Origin of the sequence: Streptomyces sp. NBC_00258 (assembly GCF_036182465.1) — a bacterium.
GTDB lineage: Bacteria > Actinomycetota > Actinomycetes > Streptomycetales > Streptomycetaceae > Streptomyces.
Map to the genome: position 1 here is coordinate 6,998,441 of NZ_CP108081.1, position 19,033 is coordinate 7,017,473.

General features: G+C 68.8%; 16 protein-coding genes. 6 read left to right on the forward strand and 10 right to left on the reverse strand.

What is annotated here, in order from left to right; translation table 11 throughout:
• Nucleotides 1-8: 8 nt before the first annotated feature.
• The gene (locus tag OG718_RS31165; protein WP_306939321.1) at nucleotides 9-737 is read right to left on the reverse strand and encodes a DUF4232 domain-containing protein; all 729 of its coding nucleotides are present in this window, start codon (nucleotides 735-737) and stop codon (nucleotides 9-11) included.
• Between the two features lie 197 nt (nucleotides 738-934).
• Here OG718_RS31165 and OG718_RS31170 point away from each other — a divergent pair, with 197 nt between their 5' ends.
• Together OG718_RS31170 and OG718_RS31175 are read left to right on the forward strand one after the other, a co-directional pair.
• Nucleotides 935-2,269 (forward strand): helix-turn-helix domain-containing protein, encoded by a 1,335-nt coding sequence (locus tag OG718_RS31170; protein WP_306939322.1) that lies wholly within the window; start codon nucleotides 935-937, stop codon nucleotides 2,267-2,269.
• A gap of 145 nt (nucleotides 2,270-2,414) precedes the next feature.
• On the forward strand, nucleotides 2,415-3,317 hold the full coding sequence (locus tag OG718_RS31175; RefSeq protein WP_143644161.1) for an SAM-dependent methyltransferase: 903 nt from the start codon (nucleotides 2,415-2,417) through the stop codon (nucleotides 3,315-3,317).
• Between the two features lie 72 nt (nucleotides 3,318-3,389).
• On the opposite strand, the gene OG718_RS31180 is transcribed toward OG718_RS31175, so the two are convergent.
• From OG718_RS31180 to argS, 3 genes are all read right to left on the reverse strand, one after another.
• On the reverse strand, nucleotides 3,390-4,187 hold the full coding sequence (locus OG718_RS31180; protein WP_328845744.1) for a DUF4253 domain-containing protein: 798 nt from the start codon (nucleotides 4,185-4,187) through the stop codon (nucleotides 3,390-3,392).
• A 65-nt stretch (nucleotides 4,188-4,252) separates the two neighbouring features.
• Nucleotides 4,253-5,179, reverse strand: coding sequence for a phosphotransferase family protein (locus OG718_RS31185; protein WP_186001547.1), 927 nt, complete (start codon nucleotides 5,177-5,179; stop codon nucleotides 4,253-4,255).
• A gap of 402 nt (nucleotides 5,180-5,581) precedes the next feature.
• Nucleotides 5,582-7,363 (reverse strand): arginine--tRNA ligase, encoded by a 1,782-nt coding sequence (argS, locus tag OG718_RS31190; protein ID WP_143644159.1) that lies wholly within the window; start codon nucleotides 7,361-7,363, stop codon nucleotides 5,582-5,584.
• A gap of 385 nt (nucleotides 7,364-7,748) precedes the next feature.
• Here argS and lysS point away from each other — a divergent pair, with 385 nt between their 5' ends.
• Nucleotides 7,749-9,491 (forward strand): lysine--tRNA ligase, encoded by a 1,743-nt coding sequence (gene lysS / locus OG718_RS31195; RefSeq protein WP_143644158.1) that lies wholly within the window; start codon nucleotides 7,749-7,751, stop codon nucleotides 9,489-9,491.
• A gap of 75 nt (nucleotides 9,492-9,566) precedes the next feature.
• Here the strand turns inward: lysS and OG718_RS31200 are convergent, their stop codons facing one another.
• The 3 genes from OG718_RS31200 to OG718_RS31210 all read right to left on the reverse strand — a co-directional run bounded on the left by OG718_RS31200 (nucleotide 9,567) and on the right by OG718_RS31210 (nucleotide 13,021).
• Nucleotides 9,567-10,931 (reverse strand): DUF2637 domain-containing protein, encoded by a 1,365-nt coding sequence (locus tag OG718_RS31200; RefSeq protein ID WP_328845745.1) that lies wholly within the window; start codon nucleotides 10,929-10,931, stop codon nucleotides 9,567-9,569.
• 178 nt (nucleotides 10,932-11,109) lie between these two features.
• Entirely contained in the window at nucleotides 11,110-11,991 is an 882-nt protein-coding gene (locus tag OG718_RS31205) for a DUF3558 domain-containing protein (protein WP_143644157.1), read from the reverse strand.
• Nucleotides 11,992-12,139: 148 nt separating this feature from the next.
• Nucleotides 12,140-13,021, reverse strand: coding sequence for a DUF3558 domain-containing protein (locus OG718_RS31210; RefSeq protein ID WP_328845746.1), 882 nt, complete (start codon nucleotides 13,019-13,021; stop codon nucleotides 12,140-12,142).
• A 217-nt stretch (nucleotides 13,022-13,238) separates the two neighbouring features.
• Between OG718_RS31210 and OG718_RS31215 the strand changes: the two genes are divergently transcribed.
• Nucleotides 13,239-14,432, forward strand: a complete 1,194-nt coding sequence (locus OG718_RS31215) for an RtcB family protein (protein ID WP_328845747.1) — start codon at nucleotides 13,239-13,241, stop codon at nucleotides 14,430-14,432.
• A gap of 66 nt (nucleotides 14,433-14,498) precedes the next feature.
• Here the strand turns inward: OG718_RS31215 and OG718_RS31220 are convergent, their stop codons facing one another.
• Nucleotides 14,499-16,241 (reverse strand): recombinase family protein, encoded by a 1,743-nt coding sequence (locus tag OG718_RS31220; RefSeq protein ID WP_328845748.1) that lies wholly within the window; start codon nucleotides 16,239-16,241, stop codon nucleotides 14,499-14,501.
• Nucleotides 16,242-16,323: 82 nt separating this feature from the next.
• Here OG718_RS31220 and OG718_RS31225 point away from each other — a divergent pair, with 82 nt between their 5' ends.
• Nucleotides 16,324-17,184, forward strand: coding sequence for a carbohydrate deacetylase (locus tag OG718_RS31225; RefSeq protein WP_328845750.1), 861 nt, complete (start codon nucleotides 16,324-16,326; stop codon nucleotides 17,182-17,184).
• A gap of 77 nt (nucleotides 17,185-17,261) precedes the next feature.
• Here the strand turns inward: OG718_RS31225 and OG718_RS31230 are convergent, their stop codons facing one another.
• Together OG718_RS31230 and OG718_RS31235 are read right to left on the reverse strand one after the other, a co-directional pair.
• Complete coding sequence (locus OG718_RS31230) at nucleotides 17,262-17,447, reverse strand: hypothetical protein (protein ID WP_328845751.1); 186 nt, start codon at nucleotides 17,445-17,447, stop codon at nucleotides 17,262-17,264.
• Entirely contained in the window at nucleotides 17,447-18,232 is a 786-nt protein-coding gene (locus OG718_RS31235; protein ID WP_328845752.1) for an SDR family NAD(P)-dependent oxidoreductase, read from the reverse strand. The genes OG718_RS31230 and OG718_RS31235 overlap by 1 nt, the downstream gene beginning before the upstream one ends.
• Before the next feature lie 252 nt (nucleotides 18,233-18,484).
• On the opposite strand from OG718_RS31235, the gene OG718_RS31240 reads away from it, so the two are divergent.
• Nucleotides 18,485-18,970 (forward strand): hypothetical protein, encoded by a 486-nt coding sequence (locus tag OG718_RS31240; protein ID WP_143644150.1) that lies wholly within the window; start codon nucleotides 18,485-18,487, stop codon nucleotides 18,968-18,970.
• The last annotated feature ends 63 nt before the right edge of the window (nucleotides 18,971-19,033 follow it).

Consider the following 19,033-nt stretch of genomic DNA (forward strand, 5'->3'; position numbering starts at 1 on the left):
CCGGTTGCTCACCAGGTGAGGGCGTCCGCCATCGTCTGCTGCCAGTACGTGACGGCGATCGAGTCGTCCACGTACACGCCCTTGGCGGGCAGCGACGGCTTGGACGCGGCTCCCGAGTCCGTGTTCAGGTAGAACGAGAGCGACTTGGCCGTGTAGCCGTTGGAACCGCTGCCGTCCGCCGCCGAGAGGCGCACGCCCGCGTAGCCCGACTCGCCGGGGGCCAGCGTGACCACCGCCTGCGGCTTGGACTCCTCCATGACCGGCGGGACCGACTGCGCCTCGCCGAAGCGGACGGCCGGGTAGCCGATCACGTTGCAGTTCTTCGAGCCGGTGTTGGTGACGGTGAGGAGAAGGTGGTTGAGGGGGCGTGAGACCACCGTGGCGGTCGCGCGGGTGTTGGCGCTGGTGCAGGGCGTGCGGGTGGGGGGCGTGTCCTGCGAGTCCGACGACTTCGACGAGTCCGATGAGCCCGTCGAGCCCGACGAGTTCTGCGCGCCCTTCCCGTCCTTGGGCTTGGAGGTTGAGTCCGGCGAGGAAGCCGCCTGTCCCGCGTCCGTGGTCGTCTCCTTGTTCTTCTGCGACTCGGACGTCGGCGTGGACGACGGCTGGGACGTGGCGCCCGCCGACGCGCCCTCGTCGCGTACGCCCTCTCCGTTGTTGCAGGCCGTCAGTGTCAGCGTGGCGACGGCGAGCGCTGCGGCGGCGAGGACACGGGTGCGGGTGGTGCGAGCGGACATGGGTGATCCCCCTGATGCGGTACGGCTGTTGGTGCAGGCCGCTCGACCGAGTGACGGGAGCGGCGTGCTTGGATGGCCCAAGCTTGTGCGGCGACCTGTCCCGGCCGCCACACCTGCCGGGGTTTCCGGGATGCCGGAACGCTCGCAGTGGCTCTGACCTGGGGGAATGACCTCCCCCTGGAACGTGGATCCGGGACGTGGGAGAGGGAGGAACGGTGGCGGGGGACGAGTTCTCGGAGCTCTTGGGACAGTTGAAGGAGCGGTCCGGGCTCAGTTACGGGGTGCTCGGGAAGCGGCTTCACACGAGTACGTCCACGCTTCACCGGTACGTCAACGGGGATGCCGTGCCGACGGACTACGCGCCCGTGGAGCGGTTCGCCCGCGCCTGCAAGGCCACCCCCGAGGAACTGGTGGAGCTGCATCGGCGGTGGGTTCTCGCGGATGCGCGGCGGGGGCAGAAGGCGGACGAGGGGCCCGTACAGGGGGCTGCGGCCGGGCCGGCCGTGGGGTCCCTCGAAGAGCCGGGGGAGATGGCCGGCGAGTCCGCTTCGGCCGATGCCGTCGGCTCGGAGGGTCCCGAGGTCGAGCGTGGAGGGGCGCCGGACACGCCTGTTGCGCGGCGGCGGCGTACCGTCGTGCTCGCCGGTGCCGCCGTGGCCGCCGCGATCGTGTCGGCCGCCCTCGTGGTGAATCTCGTGCCGGGCAAGGGCGACGACGGCGAGGGCGGGAAGCAGTCCGTGGGGGCCGCCGGCGAGACCGTCGACGACAGTCCGGGGGCCAGTGAGTCCGGCGACGCGAAAGGCAAATCGCCCTCGCCGTCCGCCTCGCGCAGTGGCACGCCCAAGGCGTCCGCCTCCGCCTCCCGGAGCGCCGGGGCCGGGGCCGGGGTCGCGCAGGACTCCGGGGCACAGGAGAGTGCCTCCGCGCCCACCGTCGCCGTCAATCCGTACAAGTGGGAGAGTCCGTGCAGCCAGCACTACCTCGTCGACCGGAAGCCCGAGCAGGTGCCTCCGCCGCCGAGTGAGACGGACGCGCGCGGGTGGGTCTCCGCGCTCGGCGGGGTCGCCGGCGGGCAGCAGATGCTCGCGCTGACCGTGCAGGGCACCGGGAAGGCCACCGTCGTCCTTGAGGCGCTGCATGTGCGGGTCGTGGAGAAGAGCGCGCCTCTCGCCTGGAACGACTTCGAGATGGGCGTCGGGTGCGGTGGCGGGGTGGAGACCACGTCGTTCGGCGTGAACCTCGATGCGGGGCGGCCCGCGACCTCGCCCAAGGCCGGGCAGCGCGATTTCCCGTACAAGGTGAGCGAGTCCGACCCCGAGGTCTTCTACGTCTTCGCGGACGCCCGGGCGCACAACGTGAGTTGGTATCTGGAGCTCGACTGGTCCAGCGGCACCAAGCAGGGCACCGTACGCGTCGACAACAGGGGGCAACCCTTCCGGACCAGCGGGAACGTGGGGCGGCCCGCGTACAACTACCCGCTCGGTGACTCCGAATGGGGGCGGAACGAGTACGAGCCCGACATTCCCGGCTGAGTGCCTCTCCTTTCCCGGCCGGGCGGTCTGCAAAACCCGGCGGACGCGATTCGCACAGCCGATCTGCCGGTCAGGGCACTATCAAGTCACCCCGAGAGTTAGGTTGTTGCTCGTTCAGTGACGCGACTCTCCAGGGAGAGGCTCTATGCCCGGTGATGCTCTCAGCCAGGACCCCGCCGAGCTGAGAAGGAGGATCGACACCACCAAGGCACACCCGGCACGTGTCTACGACGTTTTTCTCGGGGGCAAGGACAACTACGACGTCGACCGGGCCGCTGCCGCCGCCGCGCTCACCGCCAACCCGCGCGGCTACCTGGACGTCCGGCACAACCGCGACTTCCTGCGCCGGGCCGTGAACAGGCTGACCGGCGAAGAGGGCATCCGGCAGTACCTGGACATCGGCACGGGCCTGCCGACCCAGGAGAACGTTCACCAGATCGCCCAGCGCCTCGCCCCCGACTCCCGGGTCGTGTACGTCGACAACGACCCGGTCGTCCTCGCCCATGCGCGCGCCCTGCTCACCAGCGGGCCCGAGGGCCGGACCGACTACATCGACGCCGACCTCGAGAACCCGGCCCAGATCCTCGAAGCGGCCGCGAAGACCATCGACTTCGACGAGCCGGTCGCCCTCGCGCTCGTGGCGATCCTGCACTTCGTCGAGGACGACAAGGCCTACCCGATCGTGCGCGATCTGATCGACGCCCTGGCCCCGGGCAGCCGGATCGTCCTCAGCCATCTCACCGAGGACCTCAACCCCGAGAACATCCGCGCGGTCCAGCGGACGTACACCGAGCGCGGTTTCACCTTCGTGCTGCGCTCGAAGGCGGAGGTCGAGCGGTTCCTCACCGAGAACGGCCTGGAGGTCGACGAGCCCGGTGTGGTCCCCGCCCACCACTGGCGGCCCGACAACGCGGCGCCCGTCCCCGAGCAGCCCGAGCCCGGCTACTTCGACGGCCTCGACGACATCGAGAAGGTCAGGTACCGCGACATCAACGACGTGACGGACGCGGACATCAACGTGTACGCGGTCACGGGCCGCAAGCCGTGAGTCGCAAGCCGTGAGTCGCAAGCTCTGAGCCCACAGGACGGCCCGGAGTTCAGGCCCGTCCCACCGACCGGCTCAGTCCCACCGGAACGTCCAGGAGTGTGCGCCGAGCACCTCGTGCCCGGCGTACGCCGACAGGGAGCCGTGGCCGCTCCGCTCGACCGCGTCCGGGCAGAACGCGTAGTGCTCGGCGGCGATCGCCTCGGCCTCGGCCGAGGTCCGGGGCGGGGCCGCGACCGAGACGACCAGCTGGTCGTAGGTCATCGCCACGACCCGTATCCCGAAGCGGTCCTCCCAGGAGCGGAGGACCGCGCACAACGGCGCCACGTCCTCCGTGTGGTTGACCGGGCCGCACCAGCCGACGGCCGCCGGGACGTCCGCGCTGCGGCGGGCCGGCACGAGGGCGATGTGCGCCCGCTCCAGCCAACTCCCGCCGCCGGTCAGGGAGTCGGCGACCTCGGCCGCCCGCTCGTCCGGGTCGGCGTCCGGCGGGCCCGCCGCGGCGAGGCCCGGCCAGTCGGCGTCCTCCGCCTCGGCCGCGCACTCCTCCCAGAGGTCCGCCAGCACCTCGTCCGCGTCGTGGTCGCCCGGATACGAGGCGAGGTCCGGGTCCAGCTCCCACTTGTCCGGGTGGGGTTCGCTCTCCGCGTCGGCGCCCACCAGCACCGGATGCAGGCCCGCCGTGCGGCGCGCGGACCCCAGCCGCAGCCAGTCGCCCGGCGCCGCCGGGGCGTCGGCCCGCCACAGCAGCGGTTCGTCCCAGGGGCCGTCGACCGTCGTGTCGAGCAGCGTCCCGGGCGGGATGTCGAGACCGAGCGAGCGGCCGGTCGGGTCGGCCGCCAACGCAGGCAGCTGGTTCGGAAGAGTCGCCATGCACGTGACTTTAGGGCCCGCCACTGACAACGCCCTCAGGAGCCGACCAACGCCCGCGGAGACCGTCAGCCGATGCCGAACCACGTCTCGGCGAGCGCGTCCAGCGTCGGCTCCGGAGGCTTGGGCAGCACACTCATATAGCCGGGCAGGTTGCTGTAGACGTGCAGCAGCGCGTACGCCATGAGCGTGTGCGGGTCGATCGGCGGGCACCCGTAGGCCTCGTAGAACCGCTTCAGCAGCCGGGGGTCCCCGCACGAGATGAACAGCCCGACGCCCACGAAGTCGTACGCCGGGTCGCCGATCATCGCCGGCTCGAAGTCGAACAGGCCCGTCAGGCGCCAGCCGTCCGGGTCCACGGTCAGATGCTGGCGCATGAACTCCGTGTGCAGCAGCACGCGCCGTGCCGGAGGGGTCAGCGGCACCGAGCTCAGGAACCACGGGATCTGCTCCAGCCAGGTGTCCGACAGACCGGCCTCGCGCTGCTGTTCCACCGCGTTCGTCCGCTGCGCGTCGACGAACAGGCCCCAGTCGGAGGGGCCGACGGAGCTGGCGAGCGGCGCCGGGTTCAGCGCGTGCAGCGCCGCCAGGGTCTCGCCTGCCTCCGTGACGATCCGGTCCTGCTCCGCGGCCGGAATCCGCGGCCACGCGTCGGCCAGACTCTCGCCGGGCAGCCGGGACATCAGGACGAAGGACCAGCCGTTCTTGTACGCCCCCGCGGAGTACACCTGCGGTGTCGGAACCGGCAGTCTGCCGTACACATGGTTCAGTACCTGCTCCTCGCGCCTGGCGTCGATCTTCTCGAAGGCGGGGAACAGCTTGACGACGTGTGCGGCGCCGACGGAGTAGACCGGCAGCGAACCCTCGATGAAGCGGATCAGCGGCTTCACGGTCACCCCGAGGCGCTCGCACAGGTCCATGACGGCGGGCCGCAACAGGGCCTCGTCGCGGACCATGTCGTCCAGCTCTTCGCCGGTCTCAACGAGTGGCAGCACGGGTCAACACCATCCAGAGGGCCGGGGTGACGGAGAAGGGCAGTGCAGTGCTCATTGGGCTCCCAGTGCGGTCCAACAGGGCTCTGGATTCCCCGGAGTTGGGGTTTGCGCCCCGCAGCATCGCATACTCCGGGGTGCGCCAGAGCACCTCAACCTTTGGCCATCACTCATACGGATTGCCAGGTCAGTGCGGGGGGAGGCCAGTGGCATATGCGGGCCTCCGTCGCCGCACGGGTCACCTCTATCGCGGGCGTCCGCCTGTCGTGTACGCCTTCAACTGTCTTCACCCGAACGGGGTAAGCGGCCGGGCCGGTTGTCGTATGTGCCGAGACCCGGGCGCAGCCCCGTGGTGAGGGGCCGCGCCCGGGTCTCGGGTGGCTGCCGGTGGAGCTCGGCCGACGATCAGAGGCGGTCGGGCGTCCTGATGCCGAGCAGGGCCATGCCCTGGTGGAGCGTGCGGGCCGTCAGGTCGACGAGGAACAGCCTGTTCTCGACGACCTCCTTCGGGTTCGCGTCGCTCAGCACCTGGCACTGGTCGTAGAACGTCGTCAGGTGCGACGCCAGCTGGTACAGGTACGAGGCCAGCTTGTGCGGCTCGTACCCCGACGCCACGTCCAGGAGCAGTTCGCCGAACTGGTCCAGGTGCAGACCCAGCGCGCGCTCCGCCGGGGCCAGTTCGAGCTCCGGGTGGGCCAGCGGACGCGCGTCCCCGGCCTTGCGGAGGATCGACCGGATACGGGCGTACGCGTACTGGAGGTACACGCTCGTGTCGCCGTTCAGCGACACCATCTGGTCCAGGTCGAACTTGTAGTCCCGGACGGCCGACGTGGACAGGTCCGCGTACTTCACGGCGCCGATCCCGACGTACCGGCCGTTCTCGACGATCTCGTCCTCGGTCAGGCCGACCTTCTCGGCCTTCTCGCGGACCACCGCCGTGGCACGGTCGATCGCCTCGTCGAGCAGGTCGACCAGCCGGATCGTCTCGCCCTCACGGGTCTTGAACGGCTTGCCGTCCTTGCCGAGGACCGTGCCGAAGGCCAGCTGCTCCGCCTTCGCGTCGCCGTTCAGCCAGCCCACCCTGCGCGCCGTCTCGAAGACCATCTTGAAGTGCAGGGACTGCCGGGCGTCGACCACATAGACGAGGTTGTTCGCCTTCAGGCCGAAGACGCGGTCCCTGATCGCGGAGAGGTCCGTCGCCGCGTAGCCGTAGCCGCCGTCCGACTTCTTCACGATCAGCGGGACCGGGTTGCCGTCCGGGCCCTTGACGTCGTCGAAGAACACGCACAGCGCACCCTCGGACCACACCGCCACACCGGCCTCTTCGAGGAGGCGGCACGTCTCGTCCAGCATGTCGTTGTAGCCCGACTCGCCGACGATGTCCGCGTCCTGGATCTCCATGTCCAGCTTCTCGAAGACCGAGAAGAAGTAGATCTTCGACTCGTCCACGAACTTCTGCCACGTGGACAGGGTGTGCGGGTCGCCGGCCTGGAGGTCGACCACCCTGCGCCGGGCCCGCGTCTTGAACTCCTCGTCGGAGTCGAAGTGCGTGCGCGCGGCCTTGTAGAGGCGGTTGAGGTTCGACATCGCCTCCTCGCCCGTCACCGCGCCGTCCTCGGCGGCACCGTGGTCCAGCTCGTGCGGGTGCTCGTCCAGGTACTGGATGAGCATGCCGAACTGGGTGCCCCAGTCGCCGATGTGGTGCCGCCTGACGACGGTCTCGCCGACGAACTCCAGGATCTGGACGACCGCGTCGCCGATCACCGCGGAGCGGAGGTGGCCTACGTGCATCTCCTTCGCCACGTTCGGCTGGGCGTAGTCGATGACCGTCGTGCCCGGGTTCTCCTTGAACGGGACGCCGAGGCGGTCCGCCGGATCCGTGGCGCGGGCCGCGAGGTTCTGCGTGATCGCGCTGTCCGTGATCGTGATGTTCAGGAAGCCGGGGCCCGAGACCTCGATGTCCTTGATCACGTCACCCTTGACCAGCCGGTCGACGACCTGGGTCGCGAGGTCCCTGGGGTTGGCCTTCGCCTTCTTCGCCAGGGCGAGGATTCCGTTGGCCTGGAAGTCCGCCCTGTCGCTGCGTCGCAGCAGCGGGTCCGCGGGCGCGGTCTCCGGCAGGGCTGCCGTGAGCGCGTCCGCCAGGCGCTGGTGGACGTGGGCGGTGAGGGACGTGACCGAGGCCATGGGGTGGGTGCCGTTCTCCTCGTGGGTACGGGTGGATCCGCCCAGTATCCCACGGTGGGTAAAGCGATTTTCGCCCCCGCCGCCCTTACCCATTCCCGTCACTTACTCGGGGGCCAGCCCCCGAACCCCCGCTCCTCAAACGCCGGAGGGGCTGGATTTTCCGCGGCCTGGGCCGACACTTCCAGCCTGTCCGGCGTTTGAGGACGAGGCCGTTCAGGCCGATGAGCGGGGGTCTGGGGGCGGCAGCCCCCAGGGACGGGACGGGAAGGGGCGGCGGGGGCGGTGAAAAGGGGTTTTCGTGGATGCGGGGCGAGCTGGGAGAATGGGGTGGTCAGCCGTGCGAACCGTACCGCCGGCTCATGACACCTCCTGAGGAAAGAAGGACGTGCCGATCGTGGCTCAGAGCACCGAGACCACCGACTGGGTCTCCCGTTACGCGGATGAGGTCATCGAGGAGTCGGAGCGTCGGGCCCCGGGCAAACCGGTCGTCGTCGCGTCCGGGCTGTCCCCGTCCGGGCCCATCCACCTCGGGAATCTCAGGGAGGTCATGACCCCGCATCTCGTCGCCGACGAGATCCGCCGCCGGGGCCACGAGGTCAGGCACCTCATCTCGTGGGACGACTACGACCGCTACCGCAAGGTGCCGAACGGCGTCGCCGGCGTGGACGAGTCCTGGGCCGAGCACATCGGCAGGCCCCTGACCGCCGTCCCCGCCCCGAAGGGCTCCCCGTACCCGAGCTGGGCCGAGCACTTCAAGGCCGCCATGGTCGAGGCACTCGGCGAGCTGGGCGTCGAGTTCGACGGCATCAGCCAGACCGAGCAGTACACCTCCGGTACGTATCGCGAGCAGGTCCTGCACGCGATGAAGCACCGGGGGGACATCGACGCGATCCTCGACCAGTACCGGACCAAGAAGGCCCCGGCCAAGAAGCAGTCGCAGAAGCCCGTCGACGAGGCCGAACTCGAAGCCGCCGAGGGGTCGGGCGCGGCTGCCGACGACGACGGCACCGGCTCCGCCGGGTACTTCCCGTACAAGCCCTACTGCGGCGACTGCGGCAAGGACCTCACCACCGTCACGGCCTACGACGACGACACCACCGAGCTGACGTACACCTGCACCGCGTGCGACTTCTCGGAGACCGTGCGGCTCAGCGAGTTCAACCGCGGCAAGCTGGTCTGGAAGGTCGACTGGCCGATGCGCTGGGCCTACGAGGGCGTCATCTTCGAGCCCTCCGGCGTCGACCACTCCTCGCCCGGGTCCAGCTTCCAGGTCGGCGGACGGATCGTCGGGAGCATCTTCGACGGCAAGCAGCCCATCGGCCCGATGTACGCCTTCGTGGGCATCTCCGGCATGGCGAAGATGTCCTCCTCCAAGGGAGGCGTGCCCACACCCGGTGACGCGCTGAAGATCATGGAGCCGCAGATCCTCCGCTGGCTCTACGCCCGCCGCCGCCCCAACCAGTCCTTCAAGATCGCCTTCGACCAGGAGATCCAGCGGCTCTACGACGAGTGGGACAAGCTGGAGGGCAAGGTCGCCGACGGGTCTGCCCTGCCGGCAGACGTCGCCGCGCACTCGCGCGCCGTCGGCACCGCCGCGGGCGAGCTCCCGAAGACGCCCCGCCCGATGCCCTACCGCACGCTCGCCTCCGTCGCCGACATCACCGCCGGCGCCGAGGACCAGACCCTGCGCATCCTCAGCGAACTCGACCCCGCCGACCCGCTCTCGTCCCTCGACGAGGTCCGGCCGCGCCTCGACAGGGCCGAGGCCTGGATCAACACCCAGGTCCCCGCCGACCAGCGCACGGTCGTCCGCAAGGAGGCCGACACCGAGCTCATCAAGTCCCTCGACGACCAGGGGCGCGCATCGCTGCGGCTCCTCCTCGACGGCCTCGACTCGCACTGGTCGCTCGACGGACTCACACACCTCGTGTACGGAGTGCCGAAGGTCCAGGCCGGCTTCTCCGCCGACGCCACGCCCAAGGAACTCCCGGCGGAGATCAAGGTCGCCCAGCGCACCTTCTTCGCCCTGCTCTACCACCTGCTCGTCGGCCGCGACACCGGCCCCCGCCTGCCCACCCTGCTCCTCGCGGTGGGCCAGGAGCGGGTGAGGAAGCTGCTCGGCGAGTAGCCGTAGGAAGTCGTACGACGAAGGGGGCGCCCGGAGAATCTCCGGGCGCCCCCATCCACGTACACACGCATGTCCCTATGCGATGTGATCCTCTTCCAGTTCCATGGTGTGGCGGTTGGTGAAGCGCGTGACCAGGCGCTTCGCCTCCGGCTCGGGGAGGGTCACACGGAACTCCGCCTCGACGTTGTCACCGAACTCGCGCGGGGTCGGGTAACTGCCGTTTATCGACTGCTTGAAGACCTGGTAGAACGACTCCTCGTCCGGCTCCGGGGCCGGGGTGCCGCCGCCCTCGCCGAGCTGGCGGGTGCGGTTCGGGCCCGACGGGATGGGGAAGGTGCCGGTGTCCTCGGGAGAGGGCTCCCGCTCCTCGTACTCCTGAAGCACCTGCCCCTGCCCGTTCTGGTACGCCTGGCGCTGCTCGGCCTCGTACTGGGCCTGCTGCGCCTCGTACTGGGCCCACATCTGGTCCGGTGCGTACGAGGGGTCGTAGCCGCCCTCGTAGACGATCTCCTGCTGCGGAGGAGCGAACCACGGGCTCGACTCCGGCTCCTCCTCCAGGTACTCCGGCTGCTGCTCCTGCCGACCCGGCTGCCCCTGCTGCTCCTGCTGCTCCTGAGCGGGGTAGCCGTCGGCGTCCAGGTCCTGGCGGCGCCGGTCGTCCCGGGGTGTTCCCGGGCCCACCTGGGCGGGGACGGCGGCCTGCGGTGCCTCTATGCGCTCAAGCTCCGTCTGCTGGCGGGGCGCCGGAGGCAGCAGCGCCGGCTCGATGCCCGCCGCGGCCAGACCCGAAGGAGCCGTCTCCGCCAGGGGCACGCCGTAACGCGCCAGCCGCAGCGGCATCAGGGACTCGACCGGCGCCTTGCGGCGCCAGGCGCGGCCGAAGCGCGAACGCAGCCGGGCCTGGTAGACGAGACGCTCCTGCTCCAGCTTGATGACCTGCTCGTAGGAGCGCAGCTCCCACAGCTTCATCCGGCGCCAGAGGAGGAACGTGGGGAGCGGGGACAGCAGCCAGCGGGTGAGGCGTACGCCCTCCATGTGCTTGTCGGCCGTGATGTCCGCGATCCGGCCGATCGCGTGCCGGGCCGCCTCCACGGAGACCACGAACAGGATCGGGATGACACCGTGCATACCGACACCCAGCGGGTCCGGCCAGGCGGCCGCGCCGTTGAACGCGATCGTCGCCGCCGTCAGCAGCCACGCCGTCTGGCGCAGCAGCGGGAACGGGATCCTGATCCAGGTCAGGAGCAGGTCGAGCGCGAGCAGGACACATATTCCCGCGTCGATACCGATCGGGAAGACGTAGCTGAACTTCCCGAAGCCCTTCTGGAGGGCGAGTTCGCGCACCGCGGCGTACGAACCGGCGAAGCCGATTCCGGCGATGACGACGGCTCCGAAGACGACCACCCCGATGAGAATCCGGTGCGTCTTCGTGAGCTGCATAGGCGCGGACACCCGTACTCCCCTCCCATGACGACCTGTTGCGCGCAACAGAGTGGCACATGTGTACGGGCTCCGGGCGCGCAGTACGGCACCAGTCCGGCCCCCACGGAGGCCGGGCCGCTGCAAATGTCCTGGTCCGGCCGCGAGTTGGGCAGCGGCCGGATTGCCGGAACGGCCGTCAGTCCTTCTTCGTGGCCGACTTGCTCGGGCTCTTGCTCGTGCCCGAGTCCTTGCCGAGGTCCGCGCCCTGGCCCGCGTCCTTGCTCGCGCTCTTGCTCGGGCTGGGGCTCTTGCTCGGCGCCGTGCTCGAACCGGCCGCGGAGCCGCCGGCCCCGTTCGCCGTCCGGACCGCCTCCACGGCCTCCTTGGCGGCCTTCTCCGCCGCCTTCGTCAGATCGGCGACCTTCGGAGCCTTGTCGCCCGCCAGACCCGCGCCGTTGTAGTCGACCGTCACGACGACGTTCTCGACCCGCGTCACGACCGTCTGCTGCTTGAACGTGCCTTCCTTCTTCTTCAGGTCGTACGTCACCAGCGTCGCCTCGTTGCCCATCCCCGTCAGCGGCTGCGACTTGGTGTTCTTCGCGTCCGTCACCGAGCGCGCGTCCTCGGCGTGCTTGGTGAAGTACTCAGAGGCCAGCTTCTCGCCCGTACCGCGGGTCGCGTCCGACTCGAAACGCAGCAGGGACACGTTCAGCCAGCGGAACTGCGAACCGTCCACGCCGTTGTTGTCCAGGCTGTTCCAGGAGCAGTTGCCGCGCGTCTGCGTGTCGCCCGACTTGCCCTCCTTGTTGGACTTGGTGCCCTTCGGGACCATTTCCTTCAACGTCTTCGACGAGAACACCTTGCAGGGCTCGGGAAGCTCCGCGTACGCGGCCTCCTTCACCACCGAGCCGGCCTCCGTCGCGGAGGACGACGCCGAGGCGCCGGAGTCCTTCTTCGCGTCGTCGCCGGAGCCGTCGCCGGAGTCCGAGGAGCAGCCGGAGGCGACGAGCATCATCGGGACGGCGGCCGCGCCGACAAGGATGCGGGTGAGTCGCTGGCGCTGTGCGGGTCGGTGCATGGTTCCTTCACTCAAGACGCTCGGGTGTGCGTGCGAACGGCCGCGTCCTCGGTCGGCCGCACTCGGTCGGGTCCGAGGGGCCACCGTACGCCGAACGGGACACGGGTGACTCGGGTTCCGTCCAGCCCGAAACCCCTGCCGGGAGCCCCTAGTCGTTGAACGTCTCGGCGAGCTGACCCGCCAGTTTCCGTGCTCTGTCCTGCATGTCCTTGCTGCTCGGGACGTCGGTCGTGGTCGCCGGCTGCTCGTCGTACTGGATCGTCACGACCACGTTGGACGTGCGGAACACCACAGTCACCGTGCGCTGCCGCGAGCTGCTCAGCGCGTCGTCCAGGAACGCCTCGTCGCCCAGGTCGTCGAGCGTGCGGGGCTGGAGGGCGGAGGGGGTGGAGCCGTCGGAGGGGGTGGCGGAGCCGCTCGCGTCGCCGCTCTCCGCGTCCGACGCGCCGGAGCTCGGACCGGAACCGGAACCTGAACCGGAGTCGTCCGAGGGGGATCCGCTCCCCTCCGGGGATGATTCGGGCGACTCGGATGAATCGGGCGACTCCGGCGACTCCGGCGACTCGGACGAGGCGACCGGCTCCGGAAGGTCCGCCGCCGTCTCCCTCTTCAGATAGATCCCCGTCGCGCGGTCGTCGTCACTGATCGCGTTGTCGTACGAGACCACGCGCTCGAAGTCCACCAGCAGGTGATCCGTCGCCGCCGCCGACTCGGCCTTCCAGCGGCAGCCGACCTTGCGGTCCGTGTCGTACGTCTGCGTCGCAGTGCCCTCGTACGCCCTCCCGCGCTGCTCCTCGTCCGTGACCTGCTTGATGCCGGGCAGCAGCGAGTCCAGCGTGCCGTGCGACACCGCGGCGCACGGCTCCGGGAGCGTGCGGTACTTGCCGGGCTGCGCCGCGGTCGGCGTCGTGGCCGATTCGCCCGGCTTCGGGTCGGTCGTGCCGTTGTCGTCGCCCGATCCACCGGTGCAGCCGGCCAGCAGCACCGCGAGGAGCGCGGCGACGCCGGGTACGTACGCCTTCCGCTGCACGGTGGGGCTCCTCTCGACGGGTCGCCGCGCTGGGCGCACGACCGGGGTGTCCTGTGGTTATTCGTTGGTTATTCAGTTGCCGCGCGAGGGCGGCTCCTGGAGACAATGTGTATCGCACGCACTGCCGTGGACGCCGGTCCGTTGTCCCAATCGTTGACCTTGGCGCCGGTTTTGCGATTTGCGACTTCTGCTTGTTTTACGGGGGAATGAGGACGATATGTCGTACGTAGAAGTGCCGGGCGCGAAGGTGCCGATCCGCATGTGGGCGGACCCGGCGTCGGTCGAGGACGTCGCGATGCAGCAGCTCCGCAACGTCTCCACGCTCCCCTGGATCAAGGGCCTGGCCGTCATGCCGGACGTCCACTTCGGCAAGGGCGCGACGGTCGGTTCCGTGATCGCCATGCAGGGGGCCGTGTGCCCCGCGGCGGTCGGGGTCGACATCGGCTGCGGGATGTCCGCGGTCAAGACGTCCCTGACGGCCAACGACCTGCCCGGGGACCTTTCCCGGCTGCGGTCGAAGGTCGAGCAGGCCATTCCGGTGGGGCGGGGGATGCATGACAGCCCGGTGGATCCTGGAGGGTTCCATGGGCTGGCCACGGCGGGGTGGGACGACTTCTGGGGGCGGTTCGACGGTGTGGCCGAAGCGGTCAAATTCCGTCAGGGGAGGGCAACGAAGCAGATGGGAACGCTCGGATCCGGAAATCACTTCGTCGAGGTGTGCACGGATACGACCGGTTCTGTTTGGTTGATGCTGCACTCCGGCTCCCGAAACATCGGCAAGGAACTGGCCGAGCACCACATAGGAATTGCCCAGAAGCTCTCGCACAACCAGGGCTTGATCGACCGCGATCTCGCTGTCTTCGTCGCGGACACCCCACAGATGGCGGCGTACCAGAACGACCTCTACTGGGCGCAGGAGTACGCCAGGTACAACCGGACGATCATGATGGCGCTCTTGAAGGACGTGGTCCGCAAGGAGTTCAAGAAGGCCCGAGTGACCTTTGAACCGGAGGTCAGCTGCCACCACAACTACGTCAACCGCGAGCGTTACGAGGGCATGGATCTGCTCGTCACGCGCAAGGGGGCCATCAGTGCCAGGGCGGGTGAGTACGGCATCATCCCGGGTTCGATGGGCACGGGTTCGTACATCGTGAAGGGCCTCGGCAACGAGAAGGCCTTCAACTCGGCCTCGCACGGGGCGGGTCGGCGTATGAGCCGTAACGCCGCCAAGCGTCGCTTCTCGACGCAGGACCTGGAGGAGCAGACGCGGGGCGTGGAGTGCCGCAAGGACTCCGGCGTCGTGGACGAGATTCCGAGCGCGTACAAGCCGATCGAGCAGGTCATCGATCAGCAGCGCGACCTCGTGGAGATCGTGGCGAAGCTGAAGCAGATTGTTTGCGTCAAGGGATGACGTGCGACAGCGGGAGAGGGTCCGGCAAGCTCCTTGTCGGACCCTCCATTCTTCCTGTGCCTGCGGTTATCCGCCCAAGCTTGGTGAGCCGAGGTCTCGCCACACGGGAACGACCGTGGCCGGTTCGAAGCGGTGTGACCCCTTAGTGCCCGGAAGGATGGTCACAGAATCGAGGAGACCGGAGAGGATTTCGCGTTTCTCACGCAGGCTTGTCCTGTTCCAGGCGGTTCGCGCGTCCACGTGCGGATGCCGCACGGATTGCTGTCCGGCCGTCCACACCTTCTGCTCGTTGACGAGTCGCTTGAGCTCGGCTTCCTCCGAAGTCAGTTGTGAGAAATACAGCGCATCACTGATTTCCTCGGCGTACCACTGTTCCTGGAGGAGCGATTTTTGTTGTCGCGCCAGTTCCAGCCGGTGCTCGCCGGGCCAGGAAGCTGTGAGGCGTGCACCGAGTGTGTCCTGTTGGTCCAGGATGTCCAAGGCGTACTGAGTGATCAGATCGTCCACCGCAGGACCTTGCCGACTTACGCGACCGCAGCCACCGTCCAGTGCGAGACGGCAGCGGTATACGTACGATTTATCGCTGGGGTGGCCGTGCATCGGCGCGTTGCACGTCTGCCCCTGTGCCGAGGGTCTCCCACATCGCACCAGTCCTGTCAGCAAGTACCTGCCGTGTTCGTGGAGGTGCCCGCCGGCCTTGTCCCATCCACCGGCGTGGCGTTTTTGGTCCAGCATGTCCGCGACGGCCTGCCACTCCTCCGGGGACACGATGGGATTCCACTGGCCGACGACGGGGTAACCGTCGGGACCACGGACCAATTCGCCGTGGAGCTTGCGGTATCCGCAGATGCGTGGATTCCGGAGGATCTGCTTGACCGTCTGCCGTTGCCACGGGTTGCCCAGTGAGCTCAAGTGGCCGGACGCGACGAAGTCGTGCGTGACAGCCGTGAGGGTCTTCCCTGCGAGGAAGCTCCACACTCCTTGCCGGACGACCTCCGATTCACTGGGATGCAGCGTGATCCTGTCGCTGTTCCACCCAAAGGGGCGACGCGATGCGACAGGCTCCCCTCGATCGGCACGGGCGCGATGATTGAGCTTTGCGCGCTGTTGCTGCTTCTTGCTCTCGGTGCGTGAGGCCGCTGCTCCGAGCAGGCCGCGTCGTGCCGCATCCTCCTTGTAGAGGTTGTACGTGCCGAGCTCATCCGCGTATGCGCGAGAGGGGTGCGCAGTGAAACACTTGAGGAAGCGCTGATACGTACGCACATTCCGGTAAAGCCGGTCGTCGGACACGCAGATCACTCCGTCGATCGGATACCCGGCCCTGGTGGCTCCGTCCTTGAGTGCTTCGAGCATTGCGTCGAAGTCGGGACGGGTGACGCCGATTTTGGAGGCTGATTTGTCGTTGTCGACATAGCGGTGAACGATGATCATGCGATGCCGGGCGGCGATGCGCGCACAGTGCCTGGCCTGGTCCTCGACGCCGTGGCCGTCTCTCCTGTGCCTGTCACAGGAGATGCGACAGTACGCGACAACCAGGAGCCAGCCGGAATCCCGGAGAGCCAGCGCTTCAGGCAGTGATGGCGCGGTACCGGGGACGCCCCGGAGTTCTGTGAGTAGAAGCTCTACTTCGGCAGGCTGAGGCCTCGCCTTTCTGCGTCGCTTGGTAGGCGCGTTTGAGCGCACGCTAGTGTCATGTTCAGCCACGGGAAGTACCTGTCTTCCTTGGTGGTCAGGCCCTCGGGTGGGACGGCAATCCCGGCCGAGGGCCGTCGTTTGATGTTGTGGCGTGAGCCTAGATCGGGCGTTCACGTCCCGTATGAGTGATCCATCCGGTTCACCTTTGTGGGTTATCCGGAGGCGGAGACGCGCGGTTGGAGTTCATACTGCCCGGATGGCTGAACTCCCGGTGCTGTCCAGCGAGTTGTTGGGTTTCCCCGCCGATGCCCGTGTTCTCATCGTCAATTGCGATGACTTCGGGATGCGGCGCGGGGTCAATGCTGCCGTTGTCGAGGCGATCGAGAGCGGGATCGCTGGTTCGTGCAGCTTGATGGTGCCCTGTGGTGGGACCGAAGAGGCCATGGGGTTGTTGCGGGAGCGGCCCGAGGTGTCGTTCGGGGTGCATCTCTCGCTGGTGTGTGAGGTGGGGGCGCGGAGTGGGCGGGGGCCCGTTGCGCCGAAGGCGGACGTGAGGTCCTTGGTTGATGAGGACGGGGAGCTCTATACGCCCGAGCGGCGTTCCGAGTTGATGGGGCGGGCTCGGATCGAGGACGTCGAGGCGGAGTTCCGGGCTCAGGTCGAGGCTGTCTTACGGGCCGGGCTGGAGCCGGCCCACCTTGACTGGCATTGTCTGCTTGACGGTGGGCGCGGCGATGTCTTCGAGCTGACCGTGGCCCTGGCGGGGGAGTACGGGCTCGCCGTGCGGGTTTGGGGGGAGGCCGGGCGGCAGCGGGTACGCGGGCTGCCCGTTGTCGACCATGACTTTCTCGACAGCTTTTCGCTGTCCCTCGACGGTAAGGCGGAGCGGTACGCGCGGCTGCTGCGGGAGCTTCCGGCCGGGCTGAGCGAGTGGGCCGTGCATCCGGGGCTGGGGGACGGGCAGTCGCGGGCCGCCGAGCCCGAGGGGTGGCGGGTTCGGCGTAGCGACTATGAGTTCCTCGTCTCGGCCGAAGCCCGTGAACTCATCGAGGAGGAAGGGATCTTCGTGATCGACTACCAGGGTGTGCGGGAGAAATGGCGTCGGGGCGATGAGTGATGGATGACGGGATTCGGTGGCTCGTCGGTCACCGGCGTTCCTGACGCCTGGGCGCGCGGCCGGCAGGGCCCGGCCTACTACGCGTGCGTGACCGCGTAGATCATCACGAATGCCACGAGGTGGATGCCGAAGAGGAAGTACGCGAGGTACCACCAAACGTAGCGTTCGTCCTTCTTCTCCTGGGCCAGGCGGCGTTGTTCCTGGTCCCGGGCGGATGGGGCCGCGGCGGGCTGTTCTTGGGCCGGGTCGTCGGCGTCCGGCATCACAGCTCCCTGTGGACCTTTGTGTTGGAGGCTTGGGCGCGGGGGCGTACGACCAGGAGGTCGATGTTGACGTGGGAGGGGCGGGTGACCGTCCACGTGATGGTGTCGGCGACGTCTTCGGCGGTCAGGGGCTCCGCGACGCCGGCGTAGACCTTCGAGGCCTTCTCCGTGTCGCCGCCGAAGCGGGTCAGGGCGAACTCGTCCGTCTTGACCATGCCGGGGGCGATCTCGATGACGCGGACCGGGGTGCCGACGATCTCCAGGCGGAGCGTCTCGGCGAGGACGTGCTCGGCGTGCTTGGCGGCCACATAGCCCGCGCCGCCCTCGTACGTGCCGTGTCCGGCGGTCGAGGAGACGACGACCACCGTGCCGTCGCCGCTCGCGGTCAGGGCGGGGAGCAGGGCCTGGGTGATGTTCAGCGTGCCGATGACGTTCGTCTCGTACATCTGGCGCCATTCGGCCGGGTCGCCGGACGCGACCGGGTCGGCCCCGAGCGCGCCGCCCGCGTTGTTGACGAGGACGCCGATCGTCTTGAAGGCGGTGGCGAACTCGTCGACGGCCGTGCGGTCCGTGATGTCCAGCGCGTACGCCGTCGCCTGGCCGCCCGCCGCGTCGATCTCCTCCGCGAGCGCCTCGATACGGTCCTTGCGGCGGGCGGTGAGGACGACGCGGTAGCCCGCGGCCGCCAGCTGCCTGGCCGTCGCGGCACCTATCCCGCTGCTCGCGCCGGTGACGACGGCGATGCGGGAGGCGGCGGAGGGCGCGGCGGATGCGGCGGCGGTCATGGGCTGCTCCTCGGGGGAGGGTGCGGGCGCGGCCGCGGTGCGGGGCCGCTGCTCGCTCGTACGGTCGATTGCTTCACCGGCCAGGATAGGCGCGCGGGGTGTACGGCCCCGTCGGGCGTCTCACCTGATGGGCGGCGCCTGTCGTGCGGCCCAGGTGGCATACATCCGTTGACGTTCGAGGTCAGACGTTCGAGGTCAGACGTATGAGCTCGTCGTACGGAGACACACGGGTCGACGCGGAGGACATGACACATGCGGATTCTTTGTGGGCTGGGTGCGGCTGTCGTGGTGGCCGTGGCCTCTCCGGCCGCCACTGCGGCTGCGACTGTTGCGGCGGCACCGGAGGCCGTGGCGCCCGAGGCCGATCTCGCCTATCACGGGCATCTCTCGATGACCGGCGGACGCGTGGACCTGCGGATGACCCCGCAGAACCACGGGCCTTCCGGTGTCGTCGAGGCGACCGTGCGGCTGCGGTGGTCGGTGCCGCTCGCGGACGAGCAGGGGCTGCCGGCCGGGTGTGCGCGGACGGAGGTGCGGACGGTGATGTGCCGGACGGGTGCGCTGCCGGCGGACGGGTGGGGAGAGACGATCACCATGGCCGTACGGCTGAGGGGGGCGCCCTCGGAGGTGTCGCTGGGCATCGACACGGTGTGGGGCGGCGGTGCGGTGGATCGCAACCATCACAACGACCGGCAGGAGGTGCTGGTGCTGGACACCGGGGACACGTACGTCTTCTAGGGGTGGCGCGCATGCACCGGGGGTGGCGACGGTCACGACTCCGACGTGTCGTAGCGCTCCCGT